This window comes from Selenomonas sputigena (assembly GCF_026015965.1).
Taxonomy (GTDB): Bacteria; Bacillota; Negativicutes; order Selenomonadales; family Selenomonadaceae; genus Selenomonas.
In genome coordinates this window covers 1,745,055-1,767,578 of the sequence record NZ_CP110383.1, presented here as the reverse complement: position 1 = coordinate 1,767,578, position 22,524 = coordinate 1,745,055, and the positions used below count along the sequence as shown (strand labels likewise).

15 protein-coding genes are annotated in these 22,524 nt (G+C 58.4%); 12 read left to right on the top strand and 3 right to left on the bottom strand.

Going from position 1 to position 22,524, the window contains the following annotated elements:
• The first annotated feature begins 95 nt into the window (after window positions 1-95).
• Both OL236_RS08600 and OL236_RS08595 read left to right on the top strand, forming a co-directional pair.
• Window positions 96-11,510, top strand: coding sequence for a filamentous hemagglutinin N-terminal domain-containing protein (locus OL236_RS08600; RefSeq protein WP_265070289.1), 11,415 nt, complete (start codon window positions 96-98; stop codon window positions 11,508-11,510).
• Between the two features lie 148 nt (window positions 11,511-11,658).
• The gene (locus OL236_RS08595) at window positions 11,659-11,862 is read left to right on the top strand and encodes a toxin-antitoxin system protein (RefSeq protein WP_265070288.1); all 204 of its coding nucleotides are present in this window, start codon (window positions 11,659-11,661) and stop codon (window positions 11,860-11,862) included.
• A gap of 105 nt (window positions 11,863-11,967) precedes the next feature.
• On the opposite strand, the gene OL236_RS08590 is transcribed toward OL236_RS08595, so the two are convergent.
• On the bottom strand, window positions 11,968-12,792 hold the full coding sequence (locus OL236_RS08590; protein ID WP_265070287.1) for a flagellin: 825 nt from the start codon (window positions 12,790-12,792) through the stop codon (window positions 11,968-11,970).
• Between the two features lie 183 nt (window positions 12,793-12,975).
• On the opposite strand from OL236_RS08590, the gene OL236_RS08585 reads away from it, so the two are divergent.
• Genes OL236_RS08585 through OL236_RS08570 form a run of 4 tightly spaced genes read left to right on the top strand, consistent with a single transcriptional unit; the run spans window position 12,976 to window position 16,466 of the window.
• Window positions 12,976-13,128 (top strand): hypothetical protein, encoded by a 153-nt coding sequence (locus OL236_RS08585; RefSeq protein WP_009646744.1) that lies wholly within the window; start codon window positions 12,976-12,978, stop codon window positions 13,126-13,128.
• Window positions 13,125-13,538, top strand: a complete 414-nt coding sequence (locus OL236_RS08580) for a type II toxin-antitoxin system death-on-curing family toxin (protein ID WP_265070286.1) — start codon at window positions 13,125-13,127, stop codon at window positions 13,536-13,538. Before OL236_RS08585 ends, OL236_RS08580 begins: the two co-directional genes overlap by 4 nt.
• On the top strand, window positions 13,484-14,587 hold the full coding sequence (locus OL236_RS08575) for an alcohol dehydrogenase catalytic domain-containing protein (RefSeq protein WP_232208270.1): 1,104 nt from the start codon (window positions 13,484-13,486) through the stop codon (window positions 14,585-14,587). Before OL236_RS08580 ends, OL236_RS08575 begins: the two co-directional genes overlap by 55 nt.
• Window positions 14,580-16,466 (top strand): hypothetical protein, encoded by a 1,887-nt coding sequence (locus tag OL236_RS08570; protein WP_265070285.1) that lies wholly within the window; start codon window positions 14,580-14,582, stop codon window positions 16,464-16,466. Before OL236_RS08575 ends, OL236_RS08570 begins: the two co-directional genes overlap by 8 nt.
• Window positions 16,467-16,512: 46 nt before the next feature.
• Here OL236_RS08570 and OL236_RS08565 read toward each other — a convergent pair whose 3' ends face one another.
• Window positions 16,513-16,941 (bottom strand): type II toxin-antitoxin system HicB family antitoxin, encoded by a 429-nt coding sequence (locus tag OL236_RS08565; protein WP_265070284.1) that lies wholly within the window; start codon window positions 16,939-16,941, stop codon window positions 16,513-16,515.
• Window positions 16,942-16,961: 20 nt separating this feature from the next.
• Window positions 16,962-17,159 carry a type II toxin-antitoxin system HicA family toxin gene (locus OL236_RS08560; protein WP_265070283.1) on the bottom strand — a complete coding sequence of 66 codons (198 nt, stop codon included), beginning with the start codon at window positions 17,157-17,159 and terminating at the stop codon, window positions 16,962-16,964.
• A 92-nt stretch (window positions 17,160-17,251) separates the two neighbouring features.
• On the opposite strand from OL236_RS08560, the gene OL236_RS08555 reads away from it, so the two are divergent.
• The 6 genes from OL236_RS08555 to ilvB all read left to right on the top strand — a co-directional run bounded on the left by OL236_RS08555 (window position 17,252) and on the right by ilvB (window position 22,522).
• Window positions 17,252-17,551, top strand: a complete 300-nt coding sequence (locus OL236_RS08555; protein WP_265070282.1) for a DUF6883 domain-containing protein — start codon at window positions 17,252-17,254, stop codon at window positions 17,549-17,551.
• 225 nt (window positions 17,552-17,776) lie between these two features.
• The gene (locus tag OL236_RS08550) at window positions 17,777-17,956 is read left to right on the top strand and encodes a hypothetical protein (protein ID WP_006193596.1); all 180 of its coding nucleotides are present in this window, start codon (window positions 17,777-17,779) and stop codon (window positions 17,954-17,956) included.
• Between the two features lie 163 nt (window positions 17,957-18,119).
• Window positions 18,120-19,055: a homoserine O-acetyltransferase MetA gene (gene metA / locus OL236_RS08545; RefSeq protein WP_265070281.1), complete on the top strand. Its 936-nt coding sequence runs from the start codon at window positions 18,120-18,122 to the stop codon at window positions 19,053-19,055.
• 105 nt (window positions 19,056-19,160) lie between these two features.
• On the top strand, window positions 19,161-19,802 hold the full coding sequence (locus tag OL236_RS08540) for a hypothetical protein (RefSeq protein ID WP_265070280.1): 642 nt from the start codon (window positions 19,161-19,163) through the stop codon (window positions 19,800-19,802).
• Window positions 19,783-20,823: a [FeFe] hydrogenase H-cluster radical SAM maturase HydE gene (gene hydE / locus OL236_RS08535; protein WP_265070279.1), complete on the top strand. Its 1,041-nt coding sequence runs from the start codon at window positions 19,783-19,785 to the stop codon at window positions 20,821-20,823. The genes OL236_RS08540 and hydE overlap by 20 nt, the downstream gene beginning before the upstream one ends.
• A gap of 16 nt (window positions 20,824-20,839) precedes the next feature.
• On the top strand, window positions 20,840-22,522 hold the full coding sequence (gene ilvB / locus OL236_RS08530; protein ID WP_265071814.1) for a biosynthetic-type acetolactate synthase large subunit: 1,683 nt from the start codon (window positions 20,840-20,842) through the stop codon (window positions 22,520-22,522).
• The last annotated feature ends 2 nt before the right edge of the window (window positions 22,523-22,524 follow it).

The following is a 22,524-nucleotide window of genomic DNA, read 5'->3' as shown; positions in this document are numbered from 1 at the left end:
GCCGCCTTAAAGCCCTGCCGAGGCAGGAGTCGAGAAGGAAAGAAAGCCACCACATCTTGTGGTGGCTTCTCTTGCGATAGAAAGGAAGATGAGAAATGAGAGGAATGAGCAAGAAGGACGCCTTGGCGTGTCAAGTCAGCCTCGGCCTCTTTGCCGGCCTCCTCGGCATTGCCTCGACGGCGCACGGCGCGCCGTCTCTGGATGATAAGGGTGTGCGTGCAGGCGGTGCGACGGTTAATGTTGGTACGGCAACGACAATCGAAAGCCATAATACGAACAATGTTATCGGCTGGAAGGATTTTTCCGTCAAAAACGGTGAATCTGTAGAGTTTGACGGCGGCGCCAAGACGAACAATTACCTCAATGTCGTCACGGGCAAGGTCACGTCGCGCATCGACGGCTCGATTACAGGCGGCAAGAATGTCTATATCGCGAATACGAACGGCGTTGTCTTTGGCGAAACGGCTAGCGTCAATGTCGGCAACCTCTATGTGACGACGCGCAAACTCGATGCCGACGCCATCGGCACATCTGTCAAAAATGGCACGATCGATCTCGATACTCCAGAGAGTGCTGGAGTCACGGGCAGTATCATCAATGGGAGCGCGGCCAGCTCGGCGGGTCTGGCCGAGTCCGATATCGTCAGCCTTGTCGACGGCAGCGGCTCGGTCAAGGCGACGAAGATCGTCCTCGAAGGCAAGAGCGTGCGCATCATGAACGATGCGAAGATCGACTCGCCGGATGTCTCTGCCGTCGCTGACCAGAGTGCGCTTGAGGTGGATGCTGGCGGTATGAAGACCGTGCGTGCCAACAAGGGCTATGTGCATGTGGGCTATGTTTCTTCTGCACCGACGTATGGCAGTACGGGTAAGTACAAGAATCTCACGGATGCCAATATGTACAAGCTCGTCGGCAGCAAGGCAGATCTCGATGCAATAAGGACGACTGCCGGAGGTCTTGCGGGCAGATATATGCTGCGCAATGATATCGACTTTGGAGGCGCGGCGCATACGTCGATCGGCACGAATACCGATCCCTTTACAGGCAAATTCGACGGCATGTTCCACGAAATCAAGAATATGACCGTGGCATCGGGCGATGCCACGGACTATGCGGGGCTTTTCGGCAATGCATCAGGTGCGGAGATCGCGAATGTCGGCATCCGCGATGCGAATCTCTCCACGCTTGACTATGGCGGCGCTGTCGTCGGCAAGGCGGAAAATAGTACGCATATATTCAATGTCTACAATGAGGTGTCGAGTGCCACTCCAGCGGCTACGAAGGAGATCGGTGGTGCTTCTCCGCATGAGGCGGGAGGTCTTGTTGGCAGACTGGATGCTTCCAGTCTGGACAATGCCTATAATACGGCCCCAATTAATTCTCAGGCGGCTGGCGTGGCAGGTTGGATTCAAGGCACCAGCCAGATTTATGCTGTTTACAATACGGGCCTTCTCAAAGCAGGCACTTCGCGCGCTGTTTATAAGTCATTGGGCGGTTCGTCTTTTATCAAGAATGCATACACGTCTCAAGGCACGCAATTGGGAATTGCGGATAATACGATCAACGCTTACGATTCTTATGCGACATCGACGGGCAAAGCCAAGTTAGTCAATACGAATAAGGTGACGGGGACTGCTGTCGATGATAAGGATGCCAAGCAGGCTTCTTCTTATGGCGCATGGGACATCTCCGACGAGGGCGGCGCGAATACGACGTGGCGCATCTTCGCGGGGCAGTCGACGCCGCTTCTTACCGCCTTTATGCAGGGCACGGTGCAGGCGGAGTATTCGTATGCCGATTTTGAGCAGTCGGGTCATGCACACAGCGGCAATGTTTCCAATACATATACGGATATAATCAGCGGCACGCTCAAAACGAATAACGGAGCGAGCATACCCGAGCGCACTTACGACGCCACCTATCGTAAGATTACGAAGGCGGACGGAACGGAAGTGCAGAATGTCTCCGATGTAAACATCGTTGGCTACACGGCGCCTGCAGCCAACGATCCGAAGGAGATCAAGCTCGACACCGACCACGGCCGCCGCAATGCGGGCAAGACGGCCGTCCTCTACGGCGGACAGCATGGCTACGACGTCGCGGGCACGAACGTTGCGATCGCGAAGCGCAAGGTCGTCGGCAGTTGGAACGACCTGACGATCGAGAAGGAATACGACACCACGCCCGACGCGACGGATGCGCTAAAGAAGTCCCTGACGGCGGACAGTATCAGCATCACAGGGGTCATAGACGGCGATAATGCAACGATTGGCATTGATCCGGCGCATCCTGTGACTGCTAATTTCGCAGATGCCAATGCTGGTTACGGCAAGTCACTGACTATAGGGGGGACCTTCACGCTCACGGGCGCGGACGCGGTAAACTACAGCAATATTGATGCTGCCAGCCTTACGCCGCCCGCTTCCGGCCTCAAGGGCAATATCCGCCAGAAGAAAATCGTCGTCGGCCTTGACGATACGAAGGACTACAGCAAGACATACGATGGCACGGCGAACGTGAAGAGTACGGTTGATCCGAAGACGACAAACGATGTGCTGAAACTCGAGGCGAAGACCGCAGGCGGCTATGCCGCGGGCGACGTCAAGCTCAACTACACGGACATTAAGGCGAAGTACATGAAGGACAAAACGTCCGATGCCGACGATAATACTTCGGGCAATGCCAAGGTCGACCGCGACATCGCCTACAAGAACATCAAGCTTGCCGCCGGAGCGACGGGCTCGACGGCGAACTATATGCTCGTCAATAAGACGGGCGACGTGCTCTACCGTGAGAAGGCTGCTGGCGAGGACGCGTACAAGGCTGCGCATGCGGCAGATTACACATCCCTTACGAATGATGCGAACAAATTGACGAATGACCGCTACATCGGCGCGGTGAAGACGGACGGCGGTACGATCTGGGGCACGGGCACGATTGAAAAGCGCAAGATTGACGCGTCGGCTTTCACTGTCTCGGGCAAGCCGAAGGTTTACGACGGCACGGACTACCTCGTCGTCGACAGCACGCGCAAGGTGCAGGGCACGGTCGACAAGGAAGCCGGCAAAGCCTTGGACACGGGCAGGAACGTCATCGAGGCGGACAAGGACAAGCTCAAGTTCAACATCAGTGCTGCGGACAACAAGGCCTACTACAAGAACAGCGCCACGAGCGCGACGACGAAGGACGTCTACAACGCGACCACGAATCCCAATGGTGCGCGGGTTCTTTCCTATACCCTCAAGGCGAGCGACACGACGAATGGTGAGACGCTCGCAAACTACGAGCTTGATCTCGGCGGCGGCACGACGCGTGCGCTCAACACGACGGATGACTATGCCGTTACGGGTGCGGGGTTCATCGCGCCGCGCGAGATCACGGTCGACCTCTTGAAGAAGACGGGTATCGACAAGGTGTATGACAAGACGACGGCTGTCACGGACGGCACGAACGGCACGACGAACAACAAGCTGTTCGGCACGAACTTCGGCTACGTCACAGGCACGGCCGACGATCACAAGCTCGTCGAAGGCGACGGCGCGGAGATCAAGGCGACGTCTGCCGTCTACAAGAAGAAGGCGAGCGGATTGGAGGCCGGCGACAAGGACGTCTCGCGCACGGCGACGGGCGATGTTATTGAAGATGGCAAGGACGTCGAGTACAAGATCGGCCTCACAGGTACGAATGCCGCGACGAACTATGTCCTGAGCTACACGCCCACAGGCGGCACGGCGACGACAGGCAGCGCCATCACGATGACGGGCACGGGCAAGATCACGCCGAAGAAGCTGACGCTTACATCTACTTCGCCGGTCACGCGCGGCTACAATGGCGGCTCTGACGCTTCGGCGTCGCTGCTGGATGGCAAGCATACCCTCGACGGCAAGATCTCGGGCGATACGGTCACGCTCAATACGGGCACCGGCACTACGATCACGGGAACGTATTACAAGGACGCGACGAAAGCTGAGAAGGCCGTGAACCGCGGCACGAACTATACCGTGGCATATACGGGCATCTCGAAGGCTCTCACGGGAGCGGACAGCGGCAACTATGAGATTGACGATGCGTTCGACGTCCTCGGCGACATCACGAAGATGGTTCTGACGAAGGACAACCTCAAGATACTCTTGAAGAGCAAGGTCACGAAGACGTACGATGCGAACGAACGTGCCGAGGCGGACGGACTGCGGAAGCTCACGGTCGATGGGACGGAACTCAAGCCGGGCATCGGCTACGAGATTGAGCGGGCGAACTCCGTATATTACAATACACTTGCCAATACAGGAGACTTCAAGGCACCGAACGCAAACGCGCAGGAGGATGATGGCGCTACACTGCACGCAGGTGCCGCTGCCTATGGCGTCAAATATACGATCAAGCTTCTCGGAGAGGCCGCAGGGAATTACGAGCTTGGCAACTGGCACGATGGGAATACGACAACAGGAAAGTACACGGTGGACGGCGATCACAATCACATCACCTTCGAGCGGGACGGCGTCGGCTACATCCAGTCGCGCAAGATGTATGTGAGCCTCAGCGGCAACGCCAAGAACCCGGAAATGACCACGAAGTCCTACGACGGAACGACGAAACTGATCCTCCAGGGAGCGACCAGCGGAGATCCGTTCCTCAGTCTTGGCAATGGCGGACAGAATAATGCGGGATTTGCCAAGAAGGGTAATTTGGATGATGCATCCAATATCTCGACGGGCGCTTATCAAAATCGCAATGCCGGCGCTGCAGACGACAAGGTTCTCTATACGCCGAAGGTTACTGGCGTGCCGACGAACTATGTTTTCTACCATGCGCCGGACGGTGGCTCGACGTATGCGGGACAGAAATGGGATGCTGTGCATGCGCCGCTTACGGGCAAAGGCACGATCACCCAGGCGGATCTTCTCGTCAAGGCTCCTACGGATGTCCGGCGGCAGTACAACGGTGATGTCGATGTAGCGACGGGGCAGGGAAAGCTGGAATTGGCGAGGCCGAAAAAGCACGAATCGGCGCCGGGAGCAGACGATGCGAATACTAATGGCGTACTCGACGACGTCGAGCTCAACCACATCGCAGAAAAGCCGGACGGATCGGACGCGACGGACAAGTATTATCGCCATTACAACAAGAAAGATGCCAATGCCGATGATACGGCGGCGAACAAGAACAAGTATGTGACGTATCGCCGCATCCAGCTCACGGGCGCTGATGCCGGCAACTATAAGCTGGTCTACAAGGATGCCGCAGGAGAGAATGCTGATCTCGACAAGGATACGATGGTTGATTCCAATGGCAACCTATACTATACGATGAAAGGCTATGGCCTGATCGAGAAGCGCAAGGTCACAGGGGACAACTTCAACATCGGCTTGCAGACCGGTGCAGTCGAGAAAACATACGACGGCAACAAGTGGGTGCAGGGACACGATGGCACGGGCTTCGTCTCGGGCAAGACGGCGAGTCAGAATCCTACGCTTTGGAAGAACCTTGTGACGAAGAGCTATGTGAAAGATGGGACGAAAGAGATCGACATCGGCATAGCGAGCGTCAACGAAGCGGAATACCGTCCGACGGACAATACCGGAAATGCCGGTACGCGTGCCAAGGACGCAGGAGCCAGCAAGAAGGTTCGTCTCAATGTCACATTCGATTCGGCGGATTTGAAGAACTTCGACCTCTCAGATCTGCGAAATGCTGCTCCAAATGAAGGCGCATGGCAGGCCGATGGCAGCTATGACTACTATAAGATCATGGACGGCAAGATCAATCCGAAGGAGCTTCGCGTTGATGCGGATGCTTATGCACGCAAGGTCTATGACGGCACGTCGAAGGTCAAGGATATCGAAAATCATCTCCACCTGCATGATGAAGATGTGGTCAAGGAAGGAACCGACGGAGATGACGTCAAGCTCGTCTACGGTTCGGGGAAATCCGAGGGCCTTTACAAGCAGGGGGGAGCGGATGTTTCCAAGGCGAACATCGATCCTTTCGCTGCGGCAGCGAAGGGCTATGATGTCGAGTACACGGTGAGTTTCGACGGCAAGGACAAGGGCAACTATACCTTCAAGCATGGCGGGACGGCTGTCGCCGACGGCGGAAAGATCACAGCCAAGGGCGACATCGAGCGCCGCATGGTCTTTGCTGATCTCGTCAATCCTACGCTCGAAAAGTATTACGACGGCACGAAGGATGCGAAGCGTTACAGCAGCACGTCGAATGCGAACGAGGATATCGAGGATGCGAATCTCACGAATGCGACGGCAGGAAGCGCCAAATCGGTCACGGTTCTTGCGAAGAGCAGTGCGAGCTTCTCCGATGATCATATCAAGAACCGCGATACAGGACTCTTGAATGCGGACAAATGGTCTGCAAAAGGTGAATTCGCTGAGAAGGACGCCGGCGCGAGGAAGGTGACGTATACGCTCACGCTCTCCGACGGTACACAGGACAACTATCGCATCTACAAGAAGAGCGACTTCGATCAACTGGACAAGGGCGCTCTGACGCTGGCAGAATTCCAAAACAAGGCGCTCGCACGCGATGCTGGAACCGGCAGCGCAAAGATTGACGGCGAAGGGACGATCCAAAAGGCAAACCTCCTCGTCAAGGCGGCGGAGGCGCAGAAGGTCTACAATGGCAATACGAACACCGATACGGTCACGGGCGGCATCCTCTCGAAGCTCACGATTGACGGCGTATACTACGATACGGCGAAGGCAGCCGTCCAAGCCGGCGGCGCGTATGAAGCATCAGCGACGCTCAATCATACGCCAGCCCATGATGAGTATCGGGCGAAGTATCGCGATCCCAATGTGAAGCCGAAGGACGGCAAGGCGAACGCTGTCAACTACAGTCATATTCAGCTCGTCGATCAGGCGAACAACTACAACCTCGTCTATCAGACGACGGAAGGCATCAAGGATCTTGAAGCCGATACGACAGCCGGCTATTACAAGCTGACGGGCGCAGGCAAGATCACGCCGCTCACCATCACCGATGTGGAGCTGAATCCGGCTTTCAATCCCTCTTCGATTAGGAAGACGTATGATGGCACGGCGGACATCCCCGATGCGATGGATCGTCTGCGCAAATCGGGGGCAAAAGTCAAGGTCAAGTACACCGAGGGCGCGACGCCGAAAGAGTGGGACATCACGGAAATCGACGGTGCGTATTCGGCAACGGGCAAGTTCAAGGACACGGGGACGCTTCTGGCGAAGGATGCCGGGACGAATAAGGATGTCCAATTTACCTTCTCTGTGGATAAGGACAACTTCATCTATACGGGTCCGTCGATTGACAAGCCCTATACCGGCATCGGTACGATCGATCCGCGCAAAGTGAAGCTCACCTTGCAGGATGTGCAGAAGATCTACGACGGCAAGACGGGCGTCAAGAACGGCTATTACGAAGGCCGTGGCAGCACCTTGAAAGAGCATGCCAATCAAGATGTCACGCTCCGAGATCTCATCCAGGTGGAAAAGGCGGAGCGCGATGACAAGACGGGCGCCCTCAAGAATGAGCGCGGCCTTCTCGGTACGGACGGCGTTGCGTTGGATCTGGCGAATCTCGATGCAAAGTACCTCGACAAGAACGCGAACCGCTCGCCGTATTCGCCCGGTGCGAAGAAGGACGTAGGCTACAAGCTGCATCTGACCGGCGATGCGAAGGCGGAAGACAACTACGAGTTCGAGGTGTATGACAACAACAACACGGCCATCAACCAGGCGAACAAGACGGCGGATTACAATGTCATCGGGCATGGTGATATTTGGTACAAGAAGGTCGAGTTCGATCTCAGCCAGCTCGACAAGGAGTATGACGGCAATGCCAACTTGACGGAGAAGACGCTCAAGGAGAAGCTTCTGCTCAAGGGAGCAGTCGACGGTGAAAATCTGTCCCTCGATGATACGGCGATCCAAAAGATCAAGAACGGCAGTTATGGCGACCGGAAGGCAGACGGCTCTTTCACGCAGAATGCGCATGTCAAGCGCAGGAACGGCAGTACCGGAGAGGTCGTTGCGCGCGATGTGCGCCTGCAGGGTCTGGATGAAGCGATGGCGAGCCTCAGTGACCGTGACGTCAATGGAGCGAAGAATTATTTCTACAATGGCTACGTTGATGAAAGCGGTACGTACGTCCATCCGGAAGACATGGTCTACGGCAAGGGCAAGATCACGCCGAAGACGGTCAAGCTGAAAAAGACTTGGGTCGGTGGCTTTGAAAAGCCCTATGACGGCACGAGCACTGCCAAGCTCAAGGGGGCGGACGGCCGTTACTACAGCTTTGGCGAGGCAAGCACCGTCGGGGAGAAGGATTCCGACGAAACCAAGACGATCAAGCAGGCGGTCAAACGAGCGTTCTACGACAAGCTGCATCTTTCCGTCGACCTCGGAACGGGCGGAGGCGCGATCCCTCTCGACTACAAGCTCTACGGCGATGCCGAGGGCGACGAACCGGCGAATATGCCCTACTATGCAAACCCGACGACCAAGGAGCGCGATGCCAATGTGCATAACGACGGCGCTCTGACGAGTAAGAAGAAAGACATTGTCTATCGTTTGAAGGAGGTCACGTCCGGCAAGGATTATAAGGATTGGGAGCTCGATCCGGGCGATATGGAAGCCCGCCTTTTGGACGGCACCTACAAGCCGGACGGCACGACCGAGGGGACGAGTCCTCTTGGCTATACAGCGACGATCACGCCGCGCAAGATCACGGTGGACGAGAAGGACACCGCGCCGCTGGCGAAGATCTACGACGGCACGGATACGGTCAAGGATCTTCTGCGCGTCGGGGAGAAGCCTTTTGATTCGACGCATCCCGACTTCGCCTATCAGGGTATCTTGGAAACGGATAAAGGCAAGGTCAAAGTGGAAGCGACTTCGACCGATGGGCGTTTCCATGACCGTAGGACGGATGCAGCGGACAAGAACGCGACGCTGGATGCAAAGTCTTGGGAAGAACTCGCGAAGCGTAAGGATTACAACGAGTACAATACGAAGAACGAGAGCGGCAAGGTCGTGCATTACAACCTGGCGCTCAAGAGCGTGCAGCATCCCGATTCGCCAAACGAGGCGGAGAAGATCGCGCTCGGCAACTACGAGGTTGCTTCCACTTATGATGCTTCGGCGGAAATTGTCAAGCGAAAGGTCAAGGTGGAGCTTGACGCCGTCGCGCCGGAGACGCTCACGCGTGATTATGATGGCTCGACGAAGGCGGCTGTACGCGGTCTGCACTTCTCCCCGACCAATGACGCGCATACGGGTCTCGTCGGTACGGAGCAGGCGCTCCTGCAGGGCGGCAATACGCGGCAGGGCGTCTATGACACGAAGGATGTCAAGCGCGATGAGAACGGCGTCGTCCGAAAGAATGCGCATACGATCACCTATGGAAATCTTGCCATGAATGATGATGCGGTGTCGAAGAACTATGAGATAGATCCCGCGAACTTGAAGACGGATGAGGCGCATCCTGAGTATGGCAGCTTCCTGCAGGATTCCGGCACGATCAATCCCAAGGGGCTGAAGGTTGAACTCCTGCGCCAAGATGTGCAGAAGCAGTACGACGGCACGCACGAAGTCAAGGACAACGCTTACGGCACCTTCCGTGAAGGCAACTTCCGAAAGGTTCTGGACAACGAGGACAACAACGAAAAGAATCTGCAAGAGATCTTGACCAAGGACGAGAAGGCGTTCCATCTTGACGCCAACTTCGACAGCGCGGGCGCAAGCGCACTTGACGCAAACAAGCAGTCGAAGGCGGACAAGCAGGTGACGTATGATATTTCCTGGAGCAATGGCAATTACAAGTTGCTCGACAAGGATGGCAACGATCTGACGCAGACGAAGGTTGACAAGTCCGGCGTTTCCTTTACGGCGACGGTCAGAACGCAGCCGCAAAGTGGCACGATCTACCGCCGCAGACTACAGGTGACTGCATCCGACGCCTGGAAGGTCTACAACGGCACGACGGGTGTTAATAATGCATGGAACAACCTGAACTTTGCCAATGTCGATGAACATGGCAACGGCACGGGAGAAGGAGCCTTTGCTTCGGAGAGCGAGGAGCAGCGTGCGAAGAACAGTCTGCGCGCTTCCTACGACGATGCAGAGGCGACGGAGGCGGATACTCCGGCTGGTGCGCTCAAGCGGCACAATGTGAACTATCGCTTCGAGGGCGCGGACGATGTCATGGGCAACTATGAATTCGTCAACGGCACTCCTGCGGGCGGCTATAGCGTCGACGGCGCAGGCTTCATCAAGCGCCGCACGCTGGACGTCTTGCCCGATTGGCAGGCGACGTACGCCGGCAAGGGCGGCGTGAACTACACGGGCCGCATTGCGGACGGTTCGGCGCAGGCGAACGAAGGAAGCCTCTTGACGCCTGCGGTCGCAGATGATCTGCAGCGCTTCAACAGCGGTGTATTCACGTATGGCCCGATGTCCGGCTCGGCAGATTATAGTCAGCCCAACTGGCAGGAAATTCAGGGTTGGTACACAAAGGATGGTGTAAGAACGCTCGCACGCGGCGAGTACGAAAGGAACTATACGCTCAATCTGGTGCCGAGTCGACTCTTCGTCGCACCGCGCACGGACGGCGTGGATCGCACGCTGCGCCCTGACGGCCAGGTGTACGCCCATGCAAGCTACGATGAAAAGGATACGTTCGGCGCACATCGTGGCCCGGATGCTTCGCTCACCTATACGGGAGCGGGTGTCAACTACGGTGGCACGAAACTGCAGCAGGGTACGAGCGCGAATGTCGGTGATGCAGGAATCCGCCAGCAAGGCACAGGCACGAACATCGGCGGCAGCGCGGGCGTTGGCGGCACAGCAGGCATGAACGGCAAGGTGCAGGGCGCGACGGGCGCGGTGAATGAAGCCGCGCGTGCCGCGGGCGCACAGTCTGGTGCGGCAGTCAAGCCGCAGGGTACGACGGGCGGCAACGCCGCGCTTGCCGGCGGCACAGCAGGCTCGGGCGGCTACTACAGCCCGAGCGCACAGCCGGGCGCAAGTGTTAAGCCGCAGGGCGCACAGTCTGGTGCGGCAGTCAAGCCGCAGGGTACGACGGGCGGCAACGCCGCGCTTGCCGGCGGCACAGCAGGTCAGGGTGGCTACTACAGCCCGAGCGCACAGCCGGGCGCAAGTGTTAAGCCGCAGGGCGCACAGTCTGGCGTAGCAGCCAAGCCGCAGGGTGCGGCGAGCGCCGCCGGTTCTGCAAGCCGCGTCGGTGCAGGCAGCGTCGTTGATCGCGGTCTTGCCGCAGCAGCGGGCGTGAGCGTCGGTTCTTCGAGCGACGCTCGCACGGGCGCGAGCGGCAGTCTGCGTAACTCGGGCTCTTCGAGCGGTGCAGGCTCCTATGTGGATGGCTCTTCGAGAGCCGCCGACCGAGGTCTCGCCAATGCCCTGGGCAAGGGTGTGGGCAGTGCCGGCTACTACAACGGCAAGGGCTACAGCCATACCGACGATGACGAGGAGGAGGAAATCAAGAAGAAGACGAAGGCGTCGGCATGATCGCCGCGCACGTCTGAGCATAAGGAAGGAGGCTCCCGCCGCAGCGGGAGCCTCCTTCTGCTATGTGCACGGGGGGTGGTTTATGATATAATGGAAATCAAAGAAGGGAGTGTTCGACATGAATGCATTACGTCAAGAGGCATTTCGTATGATGGAATCCATGCCCGACGAGGGAATGGCGGATCTGATCCGATACATGAATGAATATCATCGCAAATTCGCCGCGCGAGAGCAACGGCAATATGATGCTCGTGAGAAGGCATTCACCGTCTTGGAGAGCATGAAGCGCAAGGTTCCCGAGTTGGATTATGCTAGAGAACTTGCAGGGTACAGGGAGGAGAAGTATCTTTGATGCGGATCTTGCTGGACACAAATTTGACGGATGAGAAGGCCTTTGCGTCACGAGGAAAACAGGCAATAAAAAATCCGACCGTGAGGCCGGATTTTTTGTGTTATGTCAGCGAAGCAGAGCCAGGGCGGAGTAGTGGGACGCCATCGTGTTCATCTGCGCCTTCTGTGCGAAGAGGAAGAGCTTCTGCTGCGTATCGTTGTTCTTGAACTCGCTCGCGGCCTTTGCCATGTCGGTGCCGTTGCTCGTCGTCGAAGCGGCCATGAGGTTTTCTTCCTGCGTGACGAAGTTCGCCGACTGGTAATTGAGGCGCTGCTGCGCCGCGCCGATGGTCGTCGCCTGGTCGAGCGTCTTATTGAGCGCCGTCGTGACCTTGTCGAGGGCATCGGCGATGCCGGCGTCCGTGCCGAGGTTCAGCGTGGACTTGCCGTTCGCGTCCGTCAGGCCGAGCGCGGAAGAGCGCATGTCGCCGAGGTTCGTGATGCTCGTCGAGCCGTCGAGCGAGGCGACGTTCGCGGACTTCGAGCCGTCGAGGAGGTTCATGCCGTTGTACTGGATGCCGGCGTTGTCATTGAGCGTGGCGATCGTCTGATCGACCATCTTGCCGAGATCGCGGCGGTCGGAGTCGCTGTTCGTGCCGTTGGCGGCATTGAGGAGCGTCTGCTGCAGCTGGCCGAGCGCTTCGAGGGAAGAGTTTACGCCGCCTTCTGCCGTCTTGAGCATGGCGTTTGTGCGCTGCGAATTGGCATCCGATTGGCTGACGGCGGCGATGTTCGCATTCATGCGCATGTCGATGGCATAGGCGGAAGGTCCGAATACGGCGGACGGGTGCTTCGTGCCGCTCGAAATCTGACGCGCGAGGTTGTTCGATGTATGGTTGATGCGGTTCAAGGTCGAGTGCTGGATGAGGGTGTTTCCGAGTGTGATCGCCATGAGGCAGCACATCCTTTCGTTGGTGACGATATGTTCATTCGTATACGTTCATTATAAAAGAAATTGAAAAAGAAAGCAAGACCTTTTAACTAGAAAAAGCAAAAGTAGGCGCAGGCGGCAAAGTGTGGTATACTATAGGGCAAGGAAAAGAACGCATTTCCGAGGCGCGAGGAGGGGTGTGCCATGGGCAAGCCAATGACGAGTGCAAGAAATGAGGAAAAGATGGAGAGAAAGACGAGCCGGACGAGCCTCGAAGCGGCAAAGCTGATTCGGCAGGCTTCCATAGAGCTGATGAAGAAGAACGCGAAGCTCTACAAGGAGTTGGAGAACCGATGAGCAAGATTCAGTTGGTGGTGGATGATGTGCTCTACTTCCACGAGGAGATGGAACGCACGTCCCGCATGGAGAAGGGCGTGCGCGACATGGGGCTGCTGACCTCGGCGGTCAACGCACCCTTCCAGAGTTTCGGCGGCGTGGAGCTTTATCCGACATTGACGGAGAAGGCGGCGCGGCTGTGCTATGGCATTGCGAAGAACCACCCGTTTTTTGACGGCAACAAGCGCACGGCGCTTCATTCGATGCTGGTGTTCCTCGCGGTCAATGGCTGTGCCTTGGAGGAAGAGGACGCTGTGCTCGAAGAGGTCATCATCGACGTGGCAGCGGGCAATATGGCATCCGATGAGCTGGCAACATGGCTGAGCGAGAAGGTGCGGCGTCGGGAGATGGAAGGGATGTGGCATGGATGAAGGCATTGCGGCTGTACGGGGCGCGTGATCTGCGTCTGGAGGAAGTGGAGCGCCCCGAGCGCACGAAGGACGAGGTGCTGCTTGAGGTCAAGGCGTCGGGCATCAGCATGTCCGACGTCAAGAGCGTCTACGAGATGGGCGCGCCGGAGGGCAATGTGCCGCAGATCCTCGGGCATGAGTTCGCGGGGCGCATCGTTGAGGCGGAGGATGTCGCTCTTGTCGGCCGCGCGGCGGCGGCGTATCCGATGCTTTTTTGCGGGCGCTGCATGGCGTGTCTTGACGGGAGGCCGCGCGACTGCGGCGAGATGCAGCTCTACGGCGCGGGGCGTGCGGGCGGCATGGCCGAGTTCGTAGCGGTGAAGAAGCAAAATCTCGTGTTTTTGCCGCCCGACGTGAGCTTTCGTGCGGCGGCGCTGACGGGAGCGGCGGCGGTGGCCCTGCATGCTTTCCGCAAGACGGGCGTAGGCCCTGGCTCGACGCTCGTGGTGTTCGGACTCGGCTCGATCGGTCTGGCGCTGGCGAGCTGGGCGCGCGAGGCCGACGTCCGAAACGTTGTGCTCGTGGCTCGAACGATGGAGAAGGCGGCGTTTGCTCGCTCGCTGGGCTTTTTGCAGTCGGTTGACATCGAGGGCTCGGACGTCTACAACTACGTCATGCGCCTGACGGGTGGGCGCGGCGCCGATGCGTGCATCGAGGGTCTCGGCGAGGGCGGTGCGCTGGAGACGGCGCTGCTGTCCGTGAAGCGCGGCGGGCGCGTCGTCGTCATGGGAAGGCCGGAGAAGAGCCTTGAGATGACGGGCCTCATGTACGATCTCTTGCTGCAGAAGGAGGTCGAGCTGCACGGCGCATGGAAGAGCAGCCTGAACACGCGCCCTGCCGAATGGCTCGATGCGATGAACGCGATGCGCAGCCATGCGGTCGATGCTGAGGCGCTCGTGACGCATACCTTTCCTTTTGAAAAATACGAGGAGGCGTTCGCCTTGCTGCACGACAAGCAGGAGATGTACTGCAAGGTGCTCTTCGTGAACGGGGAGGAAGCGCATGGCTAAGCGCGGCAAGCGTCAGAAGAGAGTGCGGAGCGGCTCGGTGAAGAAGCCGCTCGCGGCGTTTGCAGGCGGCTCGCCTGCCGAGTTGCTCGGCGAGGCGAGCCGCCTTTTTGCCGCCGCGCGGTATACGGATGTGCGTGCGCTGGCGGAGTCAGCGCTCGTCTCGACGGCGGAGGCGGCTGCCAGCGAGGCGGCGGCTTTTCACGATCTCGTGGAGCTTCGCTATGTGTTGGCGGCGTCTCTCGTGCAGCTTGGCGACTATGGGGCGGCGCGTGCGGAGATCGCCCGCATCCGCGAGAGCGCTCCCGCGCACCCGGGCGCGGCGCTGCAGGAGATCTACATCGAGAAGGCCGAGGGCAGGACGCGCACGGAGCTTAAGCATCTCGCCGCGCTCATCTCGTATTTGGAGGAGCGGCTTGCCGAGGAGCCGCCCGCACCGCTTGCCGCCTACTATCGAAAGTTCCTCGCGGAAAGCTATAGCCTCGGGGGTTCTGCGCTGACGCTCGCGGGAAGCGCGGCAGAGGGCGTCCGTGCCTTTCTCGCCGCGAGCCGCATGGAAGCGGATGAAGCGCAGGCCGTGGCGGAGTACAGCAACGCGCTCTTCGCGCTCAACTATGTCGCCGTGGAGGAGCGTGCGCCTTTTGCGGGTCTGGCCGAGGGCTTCGACGGCTTCTTTTCCGATGTGGAGCGCATGGCGCACACGAGGGCGCGGCATGCGCACGCGCGGCTTCGCATCGGCTATATCTCGCCCGATCTCCGTCGTCACGCGGTCGCCTTCTTCCTGCTGCCGCTCCTTCGTGCTTTCGACCGCGAGCGCTTCGAGGTCTTCTGCTATGCGAACAACAGCGAGGACGCTGTGTCGCGCACGATGGCGCAGCAGCCGGGCGTTCACTGGACGAATATCCTCGGGCTTTTGCCCGAGGAGGCGGCGCGGCTCGTCGCGGCGGACGAGATCGACATCCTCTGCGACCTCTCGGGGCACACGAAGGACAACTGCCTCGCCGTCCTCGCGCGAAAGCCTGCGCCCGTGCAGGTTACAGGGTTAGGCTACATGGGGCCGACGGGGCTTTCGACGATCGACTATTTGCTTGGGGATCGGGTGCTGGATGCGGCGGAGGAAGCGGAAATGGCGGCAGAGCGCACGGCAGGAGGGAGCTGCCGAGGCGCGGCGGAGGATGGCGCATCACAGGACGCTCGGGAAGAGCGAAGCGAGCGTCCGCTCTCCCTGTCGCACAGCCACTTCTGCTACCTGCCGTTCGTCGCGATGCCAGACGTTGCGCCGCCGCCGTGCCTTTCGCGCGGGTATGTCACCTTCGGCTGCTTCAACAACTACAGCAAGGTCACGGACGCGATGCTGCTCCTATGGCGGCAGCTCTTGACAGATGTGCCGGGCGCGCGGCTGCTCTTGAAGAGCCGGCTTTTTGGGAGTGAAGAGGGGCGCGCGCTCGCCGTCGAACGCTTCGGGCGGCTCGGTCTCGATGCGTCGCGCGTTGAGCTGCGTGGCTTTTCCTCGGATTACCTCGCCGAGTATGCCGACATGGACGTCGCGCTTGATACCGCCCCCTATACGGGCGGCTTGACGACGTGCGAGGCGCTCTACATGGGCGTGCCCGTCGTGACACTCAAGGGCGGGACGCATGGCGCAAGGTTTGGCGCGAGCTTGCTGCAGAATGCAGGACTTCCCGAGCTGATCGCCGAAGATGCAGCGCAGTACGTGGAAATCGCAAAGCTCCTCGCCGGCTCGCCCGAAACGCTCCAAATGCTCCGAGAAAAACAGCGCGACATGCTCCTCGCCTCACCGTTGATGAACTTTCGCCAATATGTGCAGGAAGTCGAGGCGGCGTATGAGGAAGTATGGCGTCGGTGGGAAGATGGGGAGTGAAAGAAAAGAGCCGCCCTCGCCGCTGTCGCGGAAAGGGCGGCTCTTTTCATCTGCCGTGGAAATGCTGCCTGTCCGATGTTTGCACGCCGAGGTAATTCTTCAAGGATTCTTGCAGCAGATGGGAGTAATTGATCTTTTCCTTGCGTGCGAGGATGTCGAGCCAGCGAGGAATCGTGACGGTCTTGCTCGTGGACTTGTTGAGCATCTTTTCACGAAACGGCGGCATCCAGGCATCAATCATGGCGAGACTTTCCCCTTTCCGGCAGGAGAGCGAGGCGAGACGGCTTGGTTCGGGAATTTCCTCCGCATCCTCCTCCATGCCGTAGAGATGCAGCTGCAAGGCTTCTTTCGCGTTGCGGAAGGCTTCTTCCATTGTCTGCGCACAGGGAAGGCAGCCGGGAAGGTCGGGAAAGTGAATCGAAATGCCGTCGGAAGCCTCGTGGAATATGGCGGGAAATGTATATGCGTCTTTCATAACAACCTCCTAAGGCTGATTCAGGGCAAGTCGATGCCGGCTTGCTCGGCGATGCTTTTCAATGTGTCGAGGGGGAAGTCTCTGCGCGGGTGCGTGACGGTGACGCGCCCTTTCTTCGTCGGGTGTTTGAACTGATGATGATCGCCGACGCAATGGACTTCGTACCAGCCGTCTTTTTTCAGCAATTTGATGATCTCGCGCGATGAGTAACTTTTCATGGAGGACTCCTTTCATATTCAGTTTAACACATAGAATAATACGTGTCTACATGGAATGACGCGCCCTTGGCGCAAATTTACAGTCGAAAAATATGTTTGAAGGTGGTATAATGAATCTAGAAATACGGGGTTATGGGATAGCGGTCTTTCCAAAAGAGAAGCTCACGCAGTATGCTTTGAATCCGGCGAAAGACAAGCATAAGGCGGAGGTATTCTATTCCGCCCTCGGGTATCAGATACAAGATGCAGAGGAATTGATGCGGAATGTTTCTCTGCATATTAATGATTTCGCAGCGGTAGAGAAGCCGGACAACGGGTATGGCAAGCGGTTTCAGATTCGGATGGCGCTGACAGGCAAGAATGGAAAAACTGCGAATGTAAGGAAACACTGATAAAATGAAGTCGCCTAGATTTACACAGATGCGCTGTATCTATCGAGGAGACAAACCGCAGGCGTAGCAGTGCTACGTCGAGGATTTGTCGACGACGAGAGGACAGTGCAGATGTGTGAAGATGGGCGGCTGAATTTATCAGTGATTCCGCAATGACTGCATGGATTCAAGACAAGGATACAGAGGTCGTTCGATTGATTTCGATTTATGTGACGAGGTGATACTATGGAAATCAAATTGTATGACAGAGTACGTCTCAAGAGCGGTGAGACAGCCAGTATTGTGGAGATTTATGAAGCTGGCGTTGCCTATGAAGCCGATATAGACCGTTCGGATGGCAGAATCGAGACCGATACGATACAGCATGAGGATATTGCAGCTATGATTTCAGAAAGTGCAGCATAAAGGAAGCACAAAAATATGACATTCGACTCCTCGAATATTTAAGCCGCCGCAAGGCGGTTTTCCTTTTTCCTGCACCCTTCTCATTTGACACCTTTCCCTGTTCTATGCTAAACTGAATCACGATTGAGGCGGCTCGGCCGCTTGGGGAAAGCGAGGCGGTTTCGTGCCGATCAAAATACCGAACAGCCTGCCGGCGGCGCATGTGCTGGAGAGCGAGAATATCTTCGTCATGGATGCGGAGCGTGCCTACAGCCAGGACATCCGACCGCTTAGGCTTCTGATCCTGAACCTCATGCCGAACAAGTCGGTGACGGAGACGCAGCTCCTGCGCCTTTTGGGCAATACGCCGCTGCAGGTCGAGGTCGACTTCATCTATACGGAGTCGTATGTGCCGCAGCATACGTCGCAGGACTATCTTGCGGAGTTCTACGGCACGTTTGCCGAGGTGCGCCACAGGAAGTATGACGGCTTCATCATCACGGGTGCGCCCGTCGAGCAGATGGCCTTCGAGGAGGTCGCCTACTGGGAAGAGGTCGCCGAGATCATGGAGTGGAGCAAGAAGCATTGCTATTCGTCGTTCCATATCTGCTGGGGTGCGCAGGCGGGACTCTACTACCACTACGGCATCGACAAGCAGGATACGGGAAAGAAGGTCTTCGGCGTCTACAAGCATCACCTTTGCGTCGAGCACGAGCGCCTTTTTCGCGGTTTCGACGATGAGTTCTATGTGCCGCATTCGCGCCATACGGAGATGAAGAAGGCGGACATCGAGCGCGTGCCCGAGTTGACGATCCTCGCGGAGTCAGAGAGCCGCGCGGGCGTCTATGCGATTGCCAATATCGAAAAGAGGCAGTTCTTCATCACGGGTCATGCCGAGTATGATCCGCTTTCTTTGAAGCAGGAGTACGACCGCGATGTGATGGCGGGGCTTCCGATTGAAATCCCCCAGAATTACTACCCGGAGGACGATCCGACGCGGATGCCCGTCGTGCGTTGGCGCTCCGTGGCGAACCTCTTGTTCGCGAACTGGCTCAACTATTATGTGTACCAGGAGACGCCGTATGAGCTTGACGGGCTTTACCGTGCGGCAGATGATTGAGTTTAGGAAGCGCTGATAGAATGAGGTCGCTCGGATGTATGAAGATGAATGACTGAGTTTATCTGTGATTCCATCAGAGAAGGAGAGACGGAAAGAAAAATGAAGATGAAACGATGGCTGGCGGCCACCCTTCCCCTCGTTTTTCTCGCGGCGACGGCAGAGGCGGCGCCTCATGTGCCGCCGAACATCTACGAATGGGTGCAGTCCTCGGCACGCGCCAATTATTTTTTCAACAAGCGCGTCATGCACTACGAACTTCTTGAGGGCGGTGTGCTGAACCCGCGCGTGCTTATCGTGCCGACGCTGCAGACATACGATGATGTGGCGATTGCCGATGTCGTTGCCAAGAGGCGCTGGCGCGGCGAATCGCTCGCGGGCTATGACAACCTCGTGGGAGAGGCGGAATACCTGCGTATCGACCTTGCTGCGGGAACTTCGACCCTGGAGCGTGCCGACGACCTCGACGGCACATGGTCGTCCATTACGACGACGTTTCCGAAGAATGTGACGGTCATAAAGGATCTGCCCGAGAAGAGTTTGGAGCGCAAGTTCCTTGAGGCGATCCTGGCCTACGAGCGTGGGCATCGCATGGAGATTGCCGCGCAGACGAAGAAGACGCTGACGGCGGACGATCTGAAACGGCTCGAAGAGCATGAGCGCGAGGATCTGACGACGGTATGGGTGGACGAATCTGCTGGTGCAGCAAAGGAGACGGATTCGAGAGACCATGGGACAGAGGCTGATTGAAAAGGCGGAGAATGAGCATAGCTTGTGCGAGGAGGAGCTTGCCGAGCTTTTGACGTCTTCTGCTGCAGAAGAGCCTCTTGCTGCCGCTGCCGACCGCGTGCGGCGAAAGTATGTGGGCGACGGCGTGCATCTTCGCGGACTCATCGAGTTTACGAATATCTGCCGACGCAGCTGCTTTTACTGCGGTCTGCGGCGCGAAAATGAAAGGGCGGAGCGCTATCGTCTGCGCCCGCGGGAGATCGTGCGTCTGGCACGAAATGCACGCGGCTATGGCTATCGGACGGTTGTGCTGCAGGGGGGCGAGGACGGCTATTGGCATGTCGAGCGGCTCGCCCCGATCCTGCGCGAAATACGGGCTTTGGGGCTTGTCATCACGCTTTCCATCGGCGAGCGCACAAAAGAGGAGTATCGTGCGCTCAAGGAAGCGGGGGCAAGCCGTTTTTTGCTTCGTATCGAGACGACGGATCGCGAGCTTTACGAAAGGTTCGACCCGGGTATGAGCTGGGAGGCGCGCCGCGCATGTCTCGCCTCTCTGCGTGCGCTCGGCTACGAGGTCGGCACGGGTTCGCTCGTGGGACTGCCTGGGCAGTCGGTCGAGTCTCTGGCTCGCGATATTCTCTTTTTCCAGGAGCTCGATGCGGACATGGTGGGCATCGGCCCCTTCATACCGAACGGCGATACGCCGCTCGGCGAGGCGGCAGCGGGCGACATTCACTTGACGCGGCGCATGGTTTCACTCTTGCGGCTGCTCCTGCCCGAGGCGAACATTCCGGCGACGACGGCTATGGAAACCTTGGAGCGCGGCGCACGTTCGCTCATCCTGCGTTCGGGCGCGAACGTCGTCATGCCGAATGTGACGGAGGGCGATTTTCGCCGCAAGTACGCGCTCTATCCGGGCAAGGCGTGCGTCAAGGATACGCCCGAGCATTGCCGCGCGTGCTTGGGCGCACAGCTTTCGGCCATCGGCCGCTTCGTCGCCGAGGATGCGGGTTTTCGGCGCAGGAGAAGTATAGATTTGTGAGGTGTTTGCTTTGAAGATGAATGGGGCGCAGGCGGTTTTGGAAAGCCTGCGCAAGGAGGGCGTGCGCGTTGTTTTCGGCTATCCGGGCGGCGCGGTGCTTGACCTCTACGATGCGATTTACACGGAGAAGTTTCCCCATATCCTCGTGCGTCACGAGCAGGGAGCGGCTCATGCGGCAGACGGCTACGCGCGTGCGACGGGCGAGGTCGGCGTGTGTCTGGCGACGTCCGGCCCCGGCGGCACGAACCTCGTGACGGGTATTGCGACGGCGTACATGGACTCTGTCCCGCTCGTCTGTATTACGGGGCAGGTCGGCAATCCCTACATCGGCAAGGATTCCTTTCAGGAGGCGGACATCTGCGGCATCACGACGCCGATCACGAAGCACAACTACCTCGTGAAGGCGGCGGAGGATTTGCCGCAGGTGCTGAAGGAAGCATTTTTCATCGCGCGCACGGGGCGTCCGGGGCCGGTCACGGTCGACATCGCCAAGGATGTCTTCACGCAGGAGCTGGATTATGTCTATCCCGAGAGGGTGCACTTGAAGGGCTATACGGCAGACTTCACGGGCGATGCGGCAGAGGTCGAGGCGGCGGCTTTGGCAATCGCCGAGGCGAAGCGGCCGCTCCTCATCCTCGGCGGCGGCGTGACGCTCTCGGATACGGCAAAGACTGTGCGCGAGATTCTCGATCTCACGGGGATTCCCTCGGTGACAACGCTCATGGGCATCGGCTGCGTGCCGGCCGCACGCGAGAACTTCCTCGGCATGGCGGGCATGCACGGCACATACGCGGCGAACATGGCGATTCAGGAGTGCGATCTGCTCATCGCCGTCGGCATGCGTTTCGACGACCGCGTGACGAGCCGTGTTGCAGGATTTGCACCGCGTGCGAAGATCGTGCACTTCGAGGTCGATCCCGTCGAGGTGAACAAGAACATCGTCGCTGACTGCCGCGTGCTCGGCGACCTGCGCTGGTCGCTGCCGCTCCTCAAGGAAAAGCTGGCCGCGCTCGGCGATCTGCGCGCACGCTTTTCGGGGTGGAGCCGCTACACGGTCGAGATGAACAACGAGCAGCCGCTTTCCTACAAGAAGAAGGAAGGCTGCATCATGCCGCAGCAGCTCATTGAGACGGTCAGCGAGCTTGCCGCTGACGATGCGATCATCGTGACCGACGTCGGCCAGCATCAGATGTGGGCGGCACAGTACTACGATGCGAAGGAGCCGCGCCGCTTCCTGACGTCGGGCGGTCTCGGCACGATGGGCTACGGCCTGCCCGCCGCCATCGGCGCGAAGGTCGCGCGACCCGGACAACAGGTCATCCTCTTCACGGGCGACGGCAGCATCATGATGAACTGTCAGGAGATGGCGACGGCGGCGGCGAACGGCGTTGCCGTGAAGATCATCGTCGTGCACAACCGCGTGCTCGGCATGGTCACGCAGTGGCAGCGCATGTTCTACGACAAGCATTACTCCCAGACGCTCCTGCCGGGCAGCACGGACTTCGTGAAGCTCGCCGAGGCGATGGGCGTGAGGGCTTGCCGCCTCCAAGATCCGGCAAGTCTCAAGGCGGATCTGGCAGCGGCCTTGACAAGCGATGCGCCGATGCTCATCGACGTCATCGTACCGGGCAACGTCGACGTCCTGCCGATGGTGCCGGGCGGCAAGAGTCTCGATGAGATGGTTTTGGAGAGCGAGTAAGG

Coding starts and splice junctions, on each gene's coding strand:
- OL236_RS08600 (WP_265070289.1), top strand. CDS start 96: ATGAGAGGAATGAGCAAGAAGGACGCCTTGGCGTGTCAAGTCAGCCTC.
- OL236_RS08595 (WP_265070288.1), top strand. CDS start 11,659: ATGATGGAATCCATGCCCGACGAGGGAATGGCGGATCTGATCCGATAC.
- OL236_RS08590 (WP_265070287.1), bottom strand. CDS start 12,792: ATGGCGATCACACTCGGAAACACCCTCATCCAGCACTCGACCTTGAAC.
- OL236_RS08585 (WP_009646744.1), top strand. CDS start 12,976: ATGGGCAAGCCAATGACGAGTGCAAGAAATGAGGAAAAGATGGAGAGA.
- OL236_RS08580 (WP_265070286.1), top strand. CDS start 13,125: ATGAGCAAGATTCAGTTGGTGGTGGATGATGTGCTCTACTTCCACGAG.
- OL236_RS08575 (WP_232208270.1), top strand. CDS start 13,484: ATGGCTGAGCGAGAAGGTGCGGCGTCGGGAGATGGAAGGGATGTGGCA.
- OL236_RS08570 (WP_265070285.1), top strand. CDS start 14,580: ATGGCTAAGCGCGGCAAGCGTCAGAAGAGAGTGCGGAGCGGCTCGGTG.
- OL236_RS08565 (WP_265070284.1), bottom strand. CDS start 16,941: ATGAAAGACGCATATACATTTCCCGCCATATTCCACGAGGCTTCCGAC.
- OL236_RS08560 (WP_265070283.1), bottom strand. CDS start 17,159: ATGAAAAGTTACTCATCGCGCGAGATCATCAAATTGCTGAAAAAAGAC.
- OL236_RS08555 (WP_265070282.1), top strand. CDS start 17,252: ATGTTTGAAGGTGGTATAATGAATCTAGAAATACGGGGTTATGGGATA.
- OL236_RS08550 (WP_006193596.1), top strand. CDS start 17,777: ATGGAAATCAAATTGTATGACAGAGTACGTCTCAAGAGCGGTGAGACA.
- OL236_RS08540 (WP_265070280.1), top strand. CDS start 19,161: ATGAAACGATGGCTGGCGGCCACCCTTCCCCTCGTTTTTCTCGCGGCG.
- hydE (WP_265070279.1), top strand. CDS start 19,783: ATGGGACAGAGGCTGATTGAAAAGGCGGAGAATGAGCATAGCTTGTGC.
- ilvB (WP_265071814.1), top strand. CDS start 20,840: ATGAATGGGGCGCAGGCGGTTTTGGAAAGCCTGCGCAAGGAGGGCGTG.